Here is a 15,596-nt window from a genome sequence, read left to right as displayed (position 1 = left end):
ACCGTCAGAAAAATTGCCTCTCCCTCCTCGAGCCCGGTGTGGTTGTCTGCGTCGCCTATGACTGAGCGTGTGAGCAAGATCGCCATCGTCGGAGCGGGTGCAGTGGGCGCCACTGTGGCCTACGCGTCCATGATTCGCGGAGTCGCCAAGAACCTCGCCATCTATGACGTCAACCGGGCCAAGGTGGACGCGGAGGTGCTGGACCTGAACCACGGCCTCCAGTTCGTCCCCATGGCCACCCTGGAGGGCTCGGACGACATCGGCGTGTGCGCCGGAGCGGACGTCGTCGTCATCACCGCGGGCGCCAAGCAGAAGCCCGGACAGACGCGCATGGAGCTGGCGGAGGCGAACGTGGCGCTGTGCCGCTCGCTCGTGCCCCAGTTGCTGAAGGTCGCCCCCGACGCCCTGCTGTTGCTGGTGACCAACCCGGTGGATGTATTGACGTACGTGGTACAGAAGCTCAGCGGCCTGCCCACCAGGCGGGTGCTCGGCAGCGGCACGGTGCTGGACTCCTCGCGCTTCCGCTTCCTGCTGGCACGTCACCTGAATGTGGCGGTGCAGAACGTCCATGCCTTCATCGCGGGCGAGCACGGAGACTCGGAACTCCCCCTGTGGAGCTCGGCCTCCGTGGGCGGGGTGCCCCTGATGCAGTGGGCCGTCCCCGGGCGTGCACGGCTCTCGGACGAGGATCGCCGCCACATCTTCGACAACGTGCGCAACGCCGCCTACCAGGTCATCCAGGGCAAGGGCGCCACCAACTACGCCATCGGTCTGGCCACGGCGCAGATCCTCGAGGCGTTGCTCCACAACGAGCAGCGCGTCCTCCCGGTGAGCTCCCGCCTGGAGGGCTACCTGGGCATCCAGGACGTGTGCATGAGCGTGCCGAGCATCGTCAACCGCGGCGGCGTGGAGGCGGTGTTGGAGCTGCCCCTGAACGAGTCCGAGCGCGAGGGCCTGAAGCACAGCGCGGACACCATCCGGAAGGCCATCCGCACCCTGGGCTTCTGAAGTCAGGCGCCAATACCTGACGCACTCCTCCAGGTTCTCCCCGCGTGGGCGGCGGGAAGGCACTCGTGTCTTCACGTCTTCCCACGCGGAGAAACGCCCTTCCCCGTTCGAGCCGCGGGGGCCCGCGAAAACCCGCTCCTCACAACGGCATCCAGGATGCACTGTCCCCGGCCGCACGGGCAGGAGAGGACGTGACAACCCAGGTGGGAGAAGGACATGGCCAGAGGGGCTCGGAGTTGGAGAGGGGCGCTGTGTGGATGGGTGGTGGGCGCTGGGGTGTGTGGATGGGGAGGACCGGGCACGGCGGCCCTGGGCCAGACGGCCATGGCCGCGGAGTCCGAGCAGAACTCCTGGGTCTTCGCTCCCGTGGCCGATGCCCGGGTGGAGTGGGATGTGGCATCCGCCGTGCAAGGCAAGAGCACGGTGAGCTTCTCGCTGAGTCCCACGGGGACGGATGGCACCGTGTTCAACTCGCGCGAGTCGCCCAGCACGGACTCGAGACCCCAGCTCGTCGTCATGACGGTGGACGGCGGTGCCCCTCCCTCTCCAGGCGACTGGACGTTCTACGGGAGCGCCGAGGGCCTGCCCCCGCATGTGCTCGGGGTGAGCGCCGACGAGGGCGGCAACCTCTGGGTGGCGGGCGGAGAGGACGGGCTCTTCGTCCTCCAGAAGGGGCAGACCCGCTTCCGCCGCTTCACTCAAGAGGACGGCCTGCGCCCCCATGGCTACATGCCCGATGGGAGCGCCCCTCCGGGGACGAAGTACCTCAACGTCATCTCGGTCACCGGAGGCCCCGCGGGCGTGGCCTTCGTCGGCTATGGAGGCAAGGCGCCCGCCTCGGGCATGCCCACGTGCGAGGACGAGTGGGACGCGGCCTACTATGCGGGCCGCACCCCGGACGCGAGCATCTACAAGAGCGGGGACGCGGATCGCGTGACGCTCTCCGGCACCGGCATCCAGGTGGTGCATTACGACATCTCCACGGGGCCCGACAAGGTCGCCGCCGAGCCGCGCGGGCGGGAGAAGCTCTGTCACATCCTGCGCATCGCCTATGATCCGAAAACGCGGAGCGTCTGGTTTGGCGCCAACCATGGCTTCGCCTGGGGCAACGCGGACTTCACCGGCTATTCCTGCGCCCCGGGAACCTGGAACTACGACTGCGCGGGGGTGATGGAGCATGTCCATCCGGCCATCAATGGCTGGAACGCGAGCGGGACGGGGGTCGTGCTGCTCACCGACTCGTATTACGGCGTCTCCCTGGCCTCCAACGGGGATGTCTGGTTTGGCGGTGCCATCCGCTCCACCCGCTTCCGCTATGGCACCCTGGGCTACAACTACTGGCGCGCGCAGGTGCAGAGCGAGGACAGGGCCTACAGCGCCAACCGCCTCGACGTGTGGCCGGATGCCGTGAGCGAGCCCTCCCTTCCCACCCGGGAGCAGCGGGTGGATGACAACGTCTCGGGCATGGCGGTGATGGGAGACCAGAGCGTGTGGGTGGGCAGCTTCACCCGGGGCCTGGCGCTGCTGGACTCGAACGGGCAGCGGCTGCGCACCCTGTCCACCGAGCTGGTGGATGGCGCGGGCCGGGTGTCCGCGGTGGCCGCGGACCCGAGCGACGCGAGCGTCTGGGCGGGCGCCAGTTGGGGCGAGGGCCTGAGCCGCGTGCGCGGAGGTGAGGTGCTGCTCTACGGCGAGAGCGTGCTCCCCAGCTCCGTCCACTGGCTGCCCGTGAAGGACATCCAGGTGGACCGCTCGGGCCCCCAGCGCCGCATCCTCATCGCCTTCGATGGCACTCCAAGCAAACCCGGCGCCGTCGGCGTGTACACCGGGCCGTGAGCGCCGACGGACCCGGGGACGCCCCGCCTCCGGAGAGGTATCCTCCGCCCCGCACGAGGAGTCCGCATGGCGAATGGCAGCAGGGGCAAGGGAGGCGGAAGACGGTCCGAGGAGACGCGCGCCGGCTCCACGGAGGAGGACGAGCGGGAGTACGCCCGGCGCGCGCGCTCGAACGAGACGCGAGTAGCGCCCGTGGTGGAGGACGAGGAGCCCGCGACGCTCCCCCCTGCCTCCGCGGGCGAGTCGAACCGGACGATGTTCGCCTCCCATGCGGCGCTCTTCGCGGACCGGCTGCGCGAGCGCTTCGCCCAGAAGCGCTACGGCCGCGCGCCCCACCTCCGCATCCTGCGCATCGACGAGCCGGAGGGGCCGAGCACCGCGGGAGGACGCCTCGCCCGGCAGCCCCTCTCCCTCGTCACCCGGAGCGGCACGGCCCCCACCCTCGTCTGCGGGTGGGTAGACGTCGCCCGGGAAGAGGCCCAGCTGCGCGGCTATGAGTCCGTGGCGAGGCGCTACGAGGCCCACCATGGCACCCCGCTGGATCTGGCCGCGAAGGACTACGAGCGCTGCCTCGAGGATCTCGAGGTGGCCTTGCGCTCGGGCGGCATCCGGGTCCGCGTGGTCATCCCCGACGACCCCGTGCCTTCCCGGGAGTCCGCCCCCTCCCCCACGGCCACCGCCCCCCAGGGGTTGCCGCCAGGCTGGGGGGCCGTCGCCCTCGCCGTGGCCTTCCTGCTCGGCGTGCTCGTGGGCCGGTGGAGCACCTGAGCACGGCACACGAGTCCGGACGGCATCCGCGCTATACCTCGGCCCGCACGCGGCGAATCGGTCGCCCACACACGCGGAGGAGAGGATGAAGACGAGCGACGGGGAGACGAGGGTGTCGTCTCTGGAGCGGCGCCGGGAGAGCGTGGTCGCGGGGCTCGACGCGAAGCAACTGGCCTATCTGCGCCACTTCGACAACCTGTCCCGGCGGCAGCGCAACGACTGGTCGTTCATGATCGGGCGCACGCCCAACCAGATGGACTTCGGCGGCTACCGCTTCCAGCTCGCCTACATGGCCTACGCGCTCGCGCTGACCCATGTCCATCGGCTGCCAGCGGCGCCCGGTGCCCTCCGGCCCACGTTCCAGCGGTTGATCTCCAAGATCCTCGAGCCCGAGGTCTGGATGTACTGGCGCGACTCGAGCAAGGCCGGCGGCATCTGGAACCCACACCTCGCGGGCCGTCCCGAGCAGTGGGATCCAGTGGCGCACGACAACATCATGTACAGCGCCTACGTGCAGTCGATGGCGCTCATGTACAACGTGCTGTTCGACGACGCGCGCTACGCCGCGCCCGGCTCGCTGACGCTGGAGTACTTCACCCCATTCTGGGGCGACGGTGGCAAGCCGGGGGGTCTCGACCGGAAGTTCGAATACGACCAGTTCTCGCTGAACGAAAACCTGTACTGGCAGATGGTGCGCAACGGGTACCTGGGGATCGCGTGCGAGCCGAACTGCGTCTTCCAGATCTGCAACCAGCCGGCGATCATCGGCTTCCGGATGCACGATCTGTTGAAGGGCGGCTCCACCGCGGACGAGGTGAGCCGCGGCTTCCGGCAGGCGTGGGAGCAGTTCGGCGGACCCGTCGCCAACAACGGCCACCTGTACCTCTACGCGGCCTCGGACACGAGGACGCCCGTGCCCAACGCGGGCGAGCTGCCGTGGGGCGATGCCTGGTACGCCTCGCTCGCGAACACCTGGAACGGCGAGTTCGTGGAGAAGTACTACGCCTCCGTGCTCGGCAAGCACGTGCTCGAGGGTCCGGATGGCACGCGCACCATCAGGCCTCCGAAGCCCCGGACGTTCGGCGCGCGCCCCATCGAGAACGACACCTGTGATTTTGGCTGGCTGACGGTCTGGGCCTCCGAGATGGGGGATGCCACGACGCTCGAGGGGCTACAGCGTCACGCGGAGCGCCACATGCGACCCACCGTGTATGAGGGCGGCCGCTTCTTCCCGCGCCATGACGAGGTGAGCGACGCGGAAGGGAACTACACGTGCGTCGAGCCCCTGACTGGCAATGTCCTCTTCGCGTACGCGAGCCTGAACGTGCCGCACGGACTGCGTCAGCTCTACGAGCAGCCCTGGGCGCCGGGTCATTTCGCCGAACCGAACCTGGCGATCGTCGGCGACGCCATCGAGGTCCACCGGGCGTACTACGACGACGCGCGAGCGACGCTGCACTTCACGGCCGGCGTGCGCGAGAATCGCCCCGGCGATTCCGTCCTCCGCCTGGCCAACATCTGGGACCGGGGGAGCTGGGAACTCCAGAGGGATGGCCAGGTGGTCGCCACGGGAGATGGGCAACAAGTGCATGAGGGGCGGCGCGTGGAGGCACGGCGCACCGAGCACCTGCTCGACCTGCATCTGGAGCGCAACGAACTCAGCACCTACACCCTGTCCTGGCCGGGAGGTGGGGCATGAGTACCCTCCGGCCAGGTTCCGCGCTCCCGGTGGGTGGGGCCTTCGACCTCGTCGATCACGACGGGCGTCCCGTCACCCACGAGACCTTCCGTGGAGCCTACGCCCTGGTGTTCTTCGGCTTCACCCACTGCCGTGTCGTCTGCCCACGGGCCCTGGGACGCCTCTCCACGGTGCTCGGATTGCTCGGCCCCGACGCCGCGCGAATGCAGCCCCTGTACATCACGGTCGATCCGGAGCGGGATCACCCGTCGGTCATGAAGGCGTTCCTCGCGCGCTGGCCGGGGTTCCTCGGTCTGACCGGCAGCCGCGAGCAGATCGAAGCGGCCAAGGCGGCCTTCCACGTCTTCGCCCGACGCCGGGACGATCCCGAGGATCCCAATGGCTACGCCGTGCCGCACACGGCCATCACCTACGTGATCGACCCGGAAGGAGTCTGCGTCGACCACTTCACGGACGCCCTCTCCGCGGACGAGGTCGCCGAGCGCCTGCGCACGCTCATCGCCCGAAACCACCGGTTGAACGCGTCCGAAGCTGGCGAATGACCTAGTGCCTACTCGGAGCCGGGAGGATTCATTTTATCTAGCTCTTCCGGAAGGGGTGTCGGACGAAACCTCAACCCCTTCGCATCTCGCAACGGGATCACCCTGAACCCCTCGCCAGCTATCTTGACGAGTTCACCCTCGGTGGCATTCCCACTGGCGAGCCACTCATCAGCCTCCTCTCTCGTTGCGAACTCATGAGAAGGCACTATGTAGTCAGCAGCAGGCGTATAGAACTTCCGGAAGAACTCACGATAATCGTTTATCTTCTGGCTCTCTCGGACGTAGAACAACGCCACTGCGGCGATTCGGAGCGCTTCGTCTTCTGGCGAGCCTTCCTGGTACTTTTCGTCTATGACGCGAAGGATCTCGAGAACAGAGTCAACATCAAAATCTTTGTTATATATCATTTTCATCCAAATCAGAGGGCAAGAGGAGCCAAAATCAAAGTGCCATAACCACCTGTTGAGAGAACGAATGCAACGCCAGCGACGATGACGACAGTTCCAATCATCACCTCGGCCTTGTGATTCTTGATCCAATCAATCGCCTCGTCCATGTGCGAGAACGTCAATTTACCTTGCCTCTCCTCCTCCTTCTTCTTCTCGTCCTCATACTCATTGAACGCTCTATTACAATCCTGCTCACAGCGCTCGTGATACCAGCCGCTCTGCCTCTTGTTGTGTGGCCACGGATAGCGTTTATCCCAGCATACCTTCATGCATTTTTTGAATTCATCGTTACAATCATAGCCACCAGAACCACCACTTCCGAGCGCGGAGCCGACTCCCTCTGACTGTTCGGAGACAACATGGATTCGGGATTCTGGCCGTTGAGAGTGGGCACATCCCGAGCTGGCCAGTACCAGGGCAGTTGTCAGGGTCATCCATCTCATTTCCTTGGCAGCCTCCGTTGTCGCCCTCGAAGTTCTCTTGATGACTCCGCGTCGCGCAGCCTCTATCTACCAAACTCGGGCAGGCCAGGCCGACACTCGAGCCGCACAAGGGTATCGAGCTGCCAGCGCGCTCCGGTACGGCCCGTGCGCAGTCGGACCTCGAGGAGTTCGAAGAACGGCTCCACATCCTCCGGGTTCGTGCGCGCGCAGCGCGAACGGCATCCGCGTCACGAACCCCTCCACCGCCCCCATCAGCGACAGGCCGTGCTGGCCTGCCTGCTCGGACTGCTCGTGGGCCGGTGGAGCACCTGGGCACGGCACACAAGTCCCGTCTTCCCTGCTTCCACGCCCATGAACCACACAAAGTGCGGGAAAGCCACCGAATCGGGCAGGCCCGGCCACCGTCCGTCCAGCATCGTCCGGCAACCCCCAGACCGTCAGAGCACCGCGCCCAGAAAGAGCCTCGCGGTAAGCCGCCCGGTTCTGGACGGAACAACCCCAAGGGCACCGCTCAGGCCGGCGGCTCGACTCACCCCCATCCCCAAATGTCGTGCACTCAAGGCCTCAATGGCCGAAGGGTTGATGACGCGAGGTCGTCGCACTACTAAGCAGTAGGCGGTTTGGCAGGAGCTGGCATTCCTTCTGGTGGCCGCTGGCACGCATCCCGCAGCGGGCGCCCCCCTTGGCGGCGGCCAGCCGCGTGGAGGATCCTGATGCACGTCTACCAGATGGCACCCCACGGCTCTCGCGGCGTGCTGTGGGTCATATTCGTCACGTTGCTACTCGTGCTCGTGGTGTTGCTGCTCGCCCTGCGGGCTCCAAAGTTCGAGATCTCCAACGAAGGGCTGCGTATCCGGGGCAGTCCGTTCGGTCGAGAGATACCGGCCGCGGCGCTCCGGCTGGAGTCAGCGCGGATCGTCAACCTGCGTGAATCCCCGGACCTGGCGCCGAAGTGGCGCACCATGGGAGTCGGGCTGCCTGGCTACCGGGCAGGATGGTTCCGCCTGCAGAATGGCGAGAAGGCCCTGGTCTTCCTCGGCCGCGGCGAGGAAGCGCTCTACATCCCCACCTCGGAAGGCTACGCGCTGTTGATCGCACCAGAGGATCTGGCGGGTTGCCTGAGGACATTGAAGGGCGCTCCAGCATGATGCCGTCCTGGGCCCGCCTGCTTTTCGCCGGGCAGCCGACGCTGTTCTACCGGGTGACGATGCTCGACCGGGTGTGCGTCGAACAATGGACGACCTACCATGGAGAGGAGCAGGGGGAGTTGCACCGCCTGACCTTCCTGGCCGAGGTCGACCCGGCGGCGATGGGCAGCGGTGGCGCCAAGCTCCGCCTCCGTGGCGAACTGTGGTGTACCCCGGCGCTGGAACCGGTGCGCTACAGCCTGCAAGGTGACAATGTCCGCCTGCAACTGCGCTTCTCCGCGAACCAGGTGGACGTCCTGCTCCCGGACGGCTCCACCCAGAGCTTGGACCGCGCGGGCGCCACCTTCCTCTCGGACGGCAACTTCCCGGCTACCCTGGCACTGATCTACGCGGCCATGTCGGGAGGGGCCGCCCCGCCCCCGGTCGAGCACCTGAAGCTGAAACTGTTCGTCGCCAATACGCTCGTCACGGTTCCCTACGAGACCTCGCCGGCCGAAGATCTGGTGGCATCCTCCGGCCGCTGGCATCGGACCTCCCACCGGACCGAGGTCCTGCTGGACGAGTCGGGGGTGATGCTGGAGGCGCGGAGTCCCGACTCCGGCTTCAGCGCCACGTTGATCCGCCAGGGACCCCCCGTGCCCGATTGGCCGGACCCGCTGGTACCCGGGGCGCCGCCCCTCGCCTACCGCCCGCCCCAGAGCGCCCGCTTCCGGCTGGAGGACGTGGAGATCGCCGGACCCGTGACGCCCCTCGGGGCCACCCTCTCGATACCGCCGGGCAAGGGACCCTTCCCCGCCGTCTTGTTCATCAGCGGCTCCGGTACCCATGACCGCCACGGCATCGCTGGCGAGATCGATCTCGGCAGCCACGAGGTGATGGACGACCTCGCCGCGCACGGCTTCGTCGGTCTGCGCTTCGACACCCGCGGTGCCGGCACCACGGGGCTCGGTGCCGACTTTCTTGACCGCGGCCTTGGCGCCGACATCACCGATGCCCGCGCCTGCCTTGCCTACCTGTCCGCCCGCCCGGAGGCCGCGGGCCAGCCGCTCTTCCTGATCGGCCACAGCCAGGGCGCGACGATCGCGATGGTGCTGGCGGGCGAGTCGTCGAGCGAGCCCGGGGTACGCGGGGTGGTGCTGATGGCGGCGATGGGGCGCGACCTGGACGAGGTGTTGGCCGATCAGATCCTCGCCCATGGCCAGCGGTTGGGCCTCAGCGAGGCGCAAATCGAAGCCCAGCAAGCCGACACCCGCAAGGTGGCGGAGCTGATCCGCTCCGGGAGCCCCTGGGACGCGGAGCAGCTCCCGCACCACCTCCTGGCCACCTTCCGGACCCGGACCTGGTACGAGGAGTTCCTCCGCCATCCGACGAGTGAGCTGATTGGCAAGGTCCGCTGTCCCATGCTGCTGTGCCAGGGCGGCGAGGACTTCCAGGTCTCGCCCGAACGGGATGCCGAACGCCTGCTGGCGGCGGCGTGCCGCTCCGGGCGGGACTGCACCTATGCCCTGTTTCCCGGCCTGGACCACCTCTTCAAGCGCACCCGTGGGCAGTCCAGTCTGGCGGAGTACTTCGAGCCTCGGCCCGTGGCACCCGAGTTCCTGGCGCGGCTGCGCACGTGGCTGGCCAGCCGCGCCGGGCTCAAAACCTGAGGTCGCCGACCTCGATCACCCGGGTCGGCGCCTGGAGCGACACACCATCGACCTGACCTTTCACCGTCTCTGGCACGAGCTCCTCGGGCTTGAGCGCCGCCTTGGGGACCTTCGACCGGACATAGACGGCGATGCAGGCCTCGGAGCTCTTGCCCTCGGCCGGCACGACGCCGACGCCGATGACGTTCGGCAGGGCCGTCAGGTGCCCGGAAACGGCGGACAACAACCGCCTTGCCTCCTGTTCGCTGGCCATGGTGCCCTCCCCTCAGCCGGTGGTGACCGGAGTCCCCAGATTGTCCTGGGTCACCACCTCGAGACCGAGGCGCTCCAGGACGTTGCCAATCTTGCAGAAGATCCCGACGACGCTGGAACCAGCCACATGCAACCCCACGACTTTGTTGTCCATGTCGAGCACGCTGGAACCACTATCACCTGGATTGGAATAGAAGGTCACCAGCACCTGGTCGCGCATCGTGGCCAGCTGTAGACCCGACGCGGTGGGATAGGACAGGTTCAACACGAGGTCGACATCGGTGATGCGGGCCACGCTGAGGCTGGTGGTTCGCCCGACCTTCTGCACGTACATCCCCCGGGTCAGGGTCGTGTTCACACCGGTGGGGACGCCGAGCAACGCGATCGCCGCGCTGGCGACATTGTCATCCAACTGGGCGATGGCCGCGTCGATGTTGTTCTGGGTGCTGTTCGGAGTGAAGTCGAACGGCACCCACTCGGAGAGGGCCCCGATTCGATCCGCCGTGGCCACGCCCTCGTCCGCCGCGCCGGGCTGGATGATGATGTCGCCCTTGTTGGCCAGACCGGAGGCCGCGATGGCGTGGCAGTTGCTGAGCAGGTAGAACGGCGAGGCCTGCCCCTTCTTGCGCACCACCAGGCCAAAGGTGCCGGTGTTCGGTGGGTCTTCAGCGCGGCTCACCGAGAAGCCGGGCAGCGCCGGGCGGATCCGCTGCGTATTGCTTTGCAGCCGGACCTTCCCGATCTCCACCACGTCGGTGAGGATGGGCGCCATGCCGTCCAGGGACACGACCTTGGGCACGGGTTTGCCGAGCCTGGATTTGGGCAACTTCTTCTCGACATAGACCTTCAGTGCGACGTCGCTCCCCATGACCCCGCAGGTTTCCTTCTCGCCCAGCCCAAGAGCCTGGATGCAGGAGTCGGTCATCCAGTCCGGCGTCTCCACCGGGCTGGGGCCAGGGGACTGAAATCCTCCCGTGGCCGCCACCATGGCCCGGGCGGCGGGGGCGAAGTTGCCGGGCCCCCCCGGACCCGATGCCGATCGCGGGGCGTTCCCAGTAAGCAGGTGGAGCACGGTCCTGACCTGTTGTTCGACGCTCATTCTGGTTCTCCTTCAAGTGGCTTCGGGGCAAGGGGTCTCACCAACAAGCCGCGACAGCGCCCGCCGAAGCGCCGCCACATGTCGCTCGAGCGCATCCTCCGACGCGCTCACCACCCTGGCGCGGGCCTCATCGAGGGGAGTGGGCCAGCATGGCGAGGGCAGATCGCAACGGCTGGTGAAGCGGGGCACGTCCAGTTGCTCCAGCGCGGCCAGCTCGGCGTCGAGTAGCGGCCAGCATGCCGGACGGTGCGTTTCCTCGACCGCCGCACGGCGCAACTGCTCGTAAAGAACCCCCCGGGCCGGACCCTCGCGCAGCCACTCGGGCAGCAGGGAGGCGCCGAGCAACAACCCATACACATTGGTCGCCCGTGCCACGAAGCGCCCGCCGCGGCCAGCGAAACGGTCGAGCACCGCCAGGAAGCCCGCGCGCTCGCGTAGCACCAGCCGGAACATCGCGGTGAAGCCGTCGATGATCGCCTCCGCATGGGGTGCAGCCGGCACGCTCCGGCCGTGCAGCACGGGCAGGTTGGGCCGCGGCGCCACATGGAAGGGCTCATGGCACACGGCCATGGCGTCCGAGTTGACCGCTCGGCACCGGGTCACCAGGAAGGGAGTGTCGAGCCCTCCGCCAGTACCCCAGCAGGAAAGATCCACGGCCATTCCGGAGGGCAGGAAGCCGCTCTCGCGCAGCGCCCGGGCGAAGTCCCCTTCCGCGTCGTCACCGCGGCCGGCGCCGGGGCCGAGGCCGCGAGCGACGCCCGGGAAGGGGCGTGGGTGCAGGAGCGTCTCGGCATCGACGATCACCGGTTGCTCACCGTTCGCGATCAGGTTCTCGTGGTGGATGTCGGTGCCCTGCAGGAGCCACCACAAGCAGAACAGCGCCCCGGAACGGACATAGAAACGCGTGACGGCCGCCTCGTCATCGCACGGGGCGGCGGCCACATGCTCCATCCATCCATACCCTTGCCGGGGCAGCAGGCCTACCTCGCGGAACGGCCAGGGAAAGCCCGCGCTGTTCGCCCACCCGAGCAACTCCCGCAGGCCGTCGTCCATGTCGAGGGGCCTCGGCTTGTAGACCAGGGGCCGGGCCCCCGTCAGGTGCAGGATGGCCACGCTCTGCCCTCCGTCATGAGGGTCGGAGCAGGATGTCGCGATCCCCTCCACCCGGCACTCGCCGTCGGAGAAGCCGAAGCTGGCGCGCAGGTCGGGCCAGTCCCGGCCGAGACGCACCATGAGCCGGCCATGAGCTGTCACCCAACCCCGTGCGGCGATCGCCAGCAGACGGGCCAGGCCGGGGTATTCCCGCAACAGCAGTCCGAGCTCCCCGGAGCGCATCGCGGTGACGAAGGACCGGTAATCGTCGGTGGACCCCGGGCGCTCGAGCCACGGCAATCGTCCGGCGAGCGCCCGCCGCAGCGAGAACTCGGACCCGAGAACGGGCAAGGCGAGATGGGAGAGCAATACGAGCAGGCCACGCTCCAGACTGGCCAGCGCCGACGGCGTGAAGAGTCGGAGCGCCGCACCGGCCTCCCGCTCCAGCTCGGACCGGGCGGCAACGAGCAGGGGCAGGAGCACCTCCTCGAAGGGAATGGGCGCCGCGGGGTCGAGGCCGCCGGACAGAACGGGGGCCTCGGGGTTCTCCAGCGCCGCCGCCAGCAAGGCCTCCCCGTGGGCTGGGGCCGTGGACGGGCCGGAAGACCCCTCCGCCGCCCAGGCCAGCCGCCGGGCAAGGCGGCCCGGTCCCAACTGTGCCTGCCAACGCTGACGGAGCGCCTCGCTCATCCGTTCCGTGGCGCGGTCCGGCTCCTCTCGCAGGAGTTCGTGCAGCATCATGTCGGGCGTGGTCACGACGAGAGCAGCAGCGCCGGCCATGTGTCCTCCGAGCGGCTCTTCGGCAAGGCCCCGCGTCGCATCACCCGCAGCCCGGGATTCGGCGCCGCGGTCCGCAGGTGAAGCGTGGTCAGGTAGTAATGCTCGGCGCGCAGCGTGTCGCGCTGGAACGCCACCACGTCGGCGGCGACGTCGGCTTCGGCGGGCAGCCTGGCGGCACGCTTCAGGAAGGAAGACATCGCGCCGACCTGCGCCGAGGCCGGCAGGACATGGTCGATGAACGCGTCGATTCGCATGCCGTCGTCCGCGGCGAAGCGCTCCAGTTCCCCAAAGAAGTGCGGACCGTGGGCATCGCCGCACAGATCGGCGACGAGGTAGGCCGAGCCGCCCGGGTTCAGCACCCTGGGCAGGCGGGCGACGATGTCGCGCATGTAGTCCAAGCCGTCAACGCCGGTTCCCTGGGCATAGAGCGTGCCCTGGTAGCCGGGCGGGATGGCCACGAAGGGCGGGTTGCAGGTGAGCAGGTCGAACCGTTCCCGGCCCTCGAGGGTGTCGCGGAGGTCCTGGCGTCGGATCTCCACCGACGCCTCGCGCCGGTTCAGGCGGCGGTTCACCTCGACCAGGGCCAGGGGCACGTCGCCAATGTCGGTGGCCAGGACATGGTCGGAGAACAGCGAGAGATAGAGCGCGGCGATGCCGCTGCCGGTGCAGAGGTCAACGGCACGATGGTCCCGGCGGATGCTGGCGACATCGATGTAGTAGAGCATCCAGTAGCTGTCTGGCCCGATGTAGACCTCGTGAACGTCGCCGCCGAAGTGGATCCGCCGGTCGATCAGCAGGTCCACTCCGAAGGCCGAGATCAATTGGCGGTCAGCGCCCGAGACCTCGCGCCCGTCCGGGCTTGCCCGCAGCAACCCGGCCTCCACCAGCGCGTCGGCCAATACCCGATCCTTGTCCGGCAGGGAGGCATGCTTCGCGGCGCGCCCGGTCATCAGACACTGCAGCAGGGCGAATTCCGCCGCGCCCTCCAGCACCGTGTCGAAGAAGCGGTGGACCGCGGGGGCCGTGTCGCGCGTGACCAGGGAGGGAATCACGGCATAGTGGTTCACCGTCGCGATGTACTTGTAGAGCTGGCGAAAGCCAACCCGGTCAAGGTGGTCGCGCAGCCCGTCGACGGCGGTGGAGAGCCGCGGCGTCATCGCGCCCCACCCGGGAGTTCGCCGGCAATGCGGCCCTGTGCGTCGACCAGCAGCCCCAGCTCGAACATCGCGCCCAGGGTGCCGAGCGTGCTCACCTCGGGCACGCCATACTGGAACAGGGTCGACAACGCGATCTGCCCCGCCGTGCGCTCCCCCGAGCCGACGAGCTGGCCGATCGAGCCGATGAACTCGGCCTTATCGGGGCGCATGAACTCCACGCCCGTCATCGGCGACATCACGCGGAAGCCATTGGGCGCCGGCTCCAACCGGAAGCTCGGGTTGATACGGATCGGATCCTCCGGCTTGAGCTCGAGCGGCATGTGGGTGGCCATCATCTCCTCGATCGAACGCTGCAGGTCGGCGGCGTCGGTGAAGGTGCGCTCCTCGAAAACGATGTAGCCGAGCGGCCACTTCTCGGAGGCCCGGCAGGGGCTGATCAACTTGATGGAGCGCTTGACCATGTTCATCAGGAAGCCCGAGACGCAGGCGATGGTCCCGGGCTGCGGCACCGTCACCGTCGTCGGCTCCTGCCCCGCGTCGGCCGCGGCGCGGGTGGCTCCGGCCAGTTGCGCCAGCTTCCGCTGCTCCATCGACAGGACATTGCCGCGGGTCTTGGCCAGCGCCCGGAAGGCGCCGGCATTGGCCTTGGGCACCGTCGCGTCGCGCATCTGGGCGACGATCTCGACCCGGGTCAGCTCGTCCGGCGTGTACTCCGCGTGGATCTGCCGCAACAGCGGCTCGGTCAGGACCGAGAAGCGGTTGATCAGACAGCCACGCGATTCCGAGACCGCGAGCAGCTTGCGGACCCGCTCGGGGTCCTTGTGGCCCTGAGCGGTGGTCGTCTGCGGGTACATGCCCGTGATGTCGGCGAAGTCGCCAGCGAAGTGCTCATAATCCGGGTTGTCCAGCGGGTCGGTCGCCCAGTAGCAGAAGCCCCACCTGGCGGCGGCGCCGATCTTGGCGTTCATCACCTTCAGCACCGAGCGCCACAGCGCTGCGTTCTCCTCCGTGTAGCGCCAGGTTTCGACGAACTTCGTCGCGCCGACCCCGCAGAACCAGCAGCCGACCGAGCAACCATCGTTCAGCTCGATGGCGAAAGGGGCGTGGATGATGCCGTTGTCGTATTGGCCATTCTCCATGGCGTTTCGCGCGATCTGGCGGGCTCGCCAGGCCTTGAAGCGCGGTTCGTCGGGAGCGCACTCCTTCTTGACCTGCTCGCGCCACTGCGTCTTCTTCCGGAAGAACGCGCGGTAGGCCTCGACCACCGGATGCGTGGGCCGCCCTTCGTTGGCCGGGTCCTTGTGGTAGCCGTCGTCCCAGAGCGGGCGGATCAGGTCGGGGTTGAACCCCAGCTTGTACTCATGCCCGGCGCGCTCCGGATCGGCCATGACCCGTTCGCGGAATGCGGCGGAGGACGACCACCATTCCAGCACGCGCTTGGCCTGACCGATCGTCAGCGGCGGCCAGGCATGCGCGGACACCGTAGCGGGCTGCGCTTCAGTCATGCTCATCCCCTCCGGGTAGGTCATTTCGTTGCTCTGCGAATCGCGAGGGCTGTGGTCCATGGGCAACTCATCTTCTGGGGCGTGGGAGGGCCCGGGCTCGGGGGTGCCCCTCCTCTAGGGGCTCGGTTGGGGACTGCGGGTGATCAGGCGACGACCACCCGCTGGAGGT

At 67.8% G+C, this 15,596-nt stretch carries 14 protein-coding genes; 7 read left to right on the top strand and 7 right to left on the bottom strand.

What is annotated here, in order from left to right; translation table 11 throughout:
• The first annotated feature begins 69 nt into the window (after positions 1–69).
• The 5 genes from CYFUS_RS15655 (at position 70) to CYFUS_RS15635 (ending at position 5,853) form a co-directional block, all read left to right on the top strand.
• Positions 70–1,008, top strand: a complete 939-nt coding sequence (locus CYFUS_RS15655; protein WP_232537583.1) for an L-lactate dehydrogenase — start codon at positions 70–72, stop codon at positions 1,006–1,008.
• A 216-nt stretch (positions 1,009–1,224) separates the two neighbouring features.
• Positions 1,225–2,844 (top strand): hypothetical protein, encoded by a 1,620-nt coding sequence (locus tag CYFUS_RS15650; protein WP_232537582.1) that lies wholly within the window; start codon positions 1,225–1,227, stop codon positions 2,842–2,844.
• 66 nt (positions 2,845–2,910) lie between these two features.
• On the top strand, positions 2,911–3,612 hold the full coding sequence (locus CYFUS_RS15645) for a hypothetical protein (protein ID WP_095985957.1): 702 nt from the start codon (positions 2,911–2,913) through the stop codon (positions 3,610–3,612).
• 85 nt (positions 3,613–3,697) lie between these two features.
• Positions 3,698–5,311, top strand: a complete 1,614-nt coding sequence (locus CYFUS_RS15640) for a hypothetical protein (RefSeq protein ID WP_095985956.1) — start codon at positions 3,698–3,700, stop codon at positions 5,309–5,311.
• Entirely contained in the window at positions 5,308–5,853 is a 546-nt protein-coding gene (locus tag CYFUS_RS15635) for an SCO family protein (RefSeq protein ID WP_095985955.1), read from the top strand. The genes CYFUS_RS15640 and CYFUS_RS15635 overlap by 4 nt, the downstream gene beginning before the upstream one ends.
• Positions 5,854–5,861: 8 nt before the next feature.
• On the opposite strand, the gene CYFUS_RS15630 is transcribed toward CYFUS_RS15635, so the two are convergent.
• Positions 5,862–6,266, bottom strand: coding sequence for a hypothetical protein (locus CYFUS_RS15630; RefSeq protein ID WP_332468374.1), 405 nt, complete (start codon positions 6,264–6,266; stop codon positions 5,862–5,864).
• Between the two features lie 5 nt (positions 6,267–6,271).
• Positions 6,272–6,736 carry a hypothetical protein gene (locus CYFUS_RS50600; RefSeq protein ID WP_157758462.1) on the bottom strand — a complete coding sequence of 155 codons (465 nt, stop codon included), beginning with the start codon at positions 6,734–6,736 and terminating at the stop codon, positions 6,272–6,274.
• A 722-nt stretch (positions 6,737–7,458) separates the two neighbouring features.
• Between CYFUS_RS50600 and CYFUS_RS15620 the strand changes: the two genes are divergently transcribed.
• Positions 7,459–7,893, top strand: coding sequence for a PH domain-containing protein (locus CYFUS_RS15620; RefSeq protein WP_095985952.1), 435 nt, complete (start codon positions 7,459–7,461; stop codon positions 7,891–7,893).
• Positions 7,890–9,542, top strand: coding sequence for an alpha/beta hydrolase family protein (locus tag CYFUS_RS15615; protein ID WP_095985951.1), 1,653 nt, complete (start codon positions 7,890–7,892; stop codon positions 9,540–9,542). Before CYFUS_RS15620 ends, CYFUS_RS15615 begins: the two co-directional genes overlap by 4 nt.
• Here the strand turns inward: CYFUS_RS15615 and CYFUS_RS15610 are convergent.
• Genes CYFUS_RS15610 through CYFUS_RS15590 form a run of 5 tightly spaced genes read right to left on the bottom strand, consistent with a single transcriptional unit; the run spans position 9,532 to position 15,487 of the window.
• Positions 9,532–9,795: a hypothetical protein gene (locus CYFUS_RS15610; RefSeq protein ID WP_095985950.1), complete on the bottom strand. Its 264-nt coding sequence runs from the start codon at positions 9,793–9,795 to the stop codon at positions 9,532–9,534. The genes CYFUS_RS15615 and CYFUS_RS15610 overlap by 11 nt on opposite strands.
• 12 nt (positions 9,796–9,807) lie before the next feature.
• Positions 9,808–10,893, bottom strand: a complete 1,086-nt coding sequence (locus tag CYFUS_RS15605; RefSeq protein ID WP_157758461.1) for a trypsin-like serine protease — start codon at positions 10,891–10,893, stop codon at positions 9,808–9,810.
• Positions 10,894–10,905: 12 nt separating this feature from the next.
• Positions 10,906–12,765: a type 2 lanthipeptide synthetase LanM gene (locus CYFUS_RS15600; protein ID WP_095985948.1), complete on the bottom strand. Its 1,860-nt coding sequence runs from the start codon at positions 12,763–12,765 to the stop codon at positions 10,906–10,908.
• A complete protein-coding gene (locus tag CYFUS_RS15595) occupies positions 12,738–13,922 on the bottom strand; it encodes a methyltransferase (RefSeq protein ID WP_095985947.1) in 1,185 nt (394 codons plus the stop codon). The genes CYFUS_RS15600 and CYFUS_RS15595 overlap by 28 nt, the downstream gene beginning before the upstream one ends.
• The gene (locus tag CYFUS_RS15590) at positions 13,919–15,487 is read right to left on the bottom strand and encodes a radical SAM family RiPP maturation amino acid epimerase (RefSeq protein ID WP_095985946.1); all 1,569 of its coding nucleotides are present in this window, start codon (positions 15,485–15,487) and stop codon (positions 13,919–13,921) included. Before CYFUS_RS15590 ends, CYFUS_RS15595 begins: the two co-directional genes overlap by 4 nt.
• Positions 15,488–15,596 lie beyond the last annotated feature (109 nt).

This window comes from Cystobacter fuscus, assembly GCF_002305875.1.
Lineage (GTDB): Bacteria > Myxococcota > Myxococcia > Myxococcales > Myxococcaceae > Cystobacter > Cystobacter fuscus_A.
The sequence above is the reverse complement of the archived record's forward strand: the minus strand, read 5'-3'. Positions and strand labels throughout refer to the sequence as shown.

Coding starts and splice junctions, on each gene's coding strand:
- CYFUS_RS15640 (WP_095985956.1), top strand. CDS start 3,698: ATGAAGACGAGCGACGGGGAGACGAGGGTGTCGTCTCTGGAGCGGCGC.
- CYFUS_RS15605 (WP_157758461.1), bottom strand. CDS start 10,893: ATGAGCGTCGAACAACAGGTCAGGACCGTGCTCCACCTGCTTACTGGG.
- CYFUS_RS15630 (WP_332468374.1), bottom strand. CDS start 6,266: ATGAAAATGATATATAACAAAGATTTTGATGTTGACTCTGTTCTCGAG.
- CYFUS_RS15600 (WP_095985948.1), bottom strand. CDS start 12,765: ATGGCCGGCGCTGCTGCTCTCGTCGTGACCACGCCCGACATGATGCTG.
- CYFUS_RS15620 (WP_095985952.1), top strand. CDS start 7,459: ATGCACGTCTACCAGATGGCACCCCACGGCTCTCGCGGCGTGCTGTGG.
- CYFUS_RS50600 (WP_157758462.1), bottom strand. CDS start 6,736: ATGACCCTGACAACTGCCCTGGTACTGGCCAGCTCGGGATGTGCCCAC.
- CYFUS_RS15610 (WP_095985950.1), bottom strand. CDS start 9,795: ATGGCCAGCGAACAGGAGGCAAGGCGGTTGTTGTCCGCCGTTTCCGGG.
- CYFUS_RS15615 (WP_095985951.1), top strand. CDS start 7,890: ATGATGCCGTCCTGGGCCCGCCTGCTTTTCGCCGGGCAGCCGACGCTG.
- CYFUS_RS15645 (WP_095985957.1), top strand. CDS start 2,911: ATGGCGAATGGCAGCAGGGGCAAGGGAGGCGGAAGACGGTCCGAGGAG.
- CYFUS_RS15590 (WP_095985946.1), bottom strand. CDS start 15,487: ATGGACCACAGCCCTCGCGATTCGCAGAGCAACGAAATGACCTACCCG.
- CYFUS_RS15595 (WP_095985947.1), bottom strand. CDS start 13,922: ATGACGCCGCGGCTCTCCACCGCCGTCGACGGGCTGCGCGACCACCTT.
- CYFUS_RS15635 (WP_095985955.1), top strand. CDS start 5,308: ATGAGTACCCTCCGGCCAGGTTCCGCGCTCCCGGTGGGTGGGGCCTTC.
- CYFUS_RS15650 (WP_232537582.1), top strand. CDS start 1,225: ATGGCCAGAGGGGCTCGGAGTTGGAGAGGGGCGCTGTGTGGATGGGTG.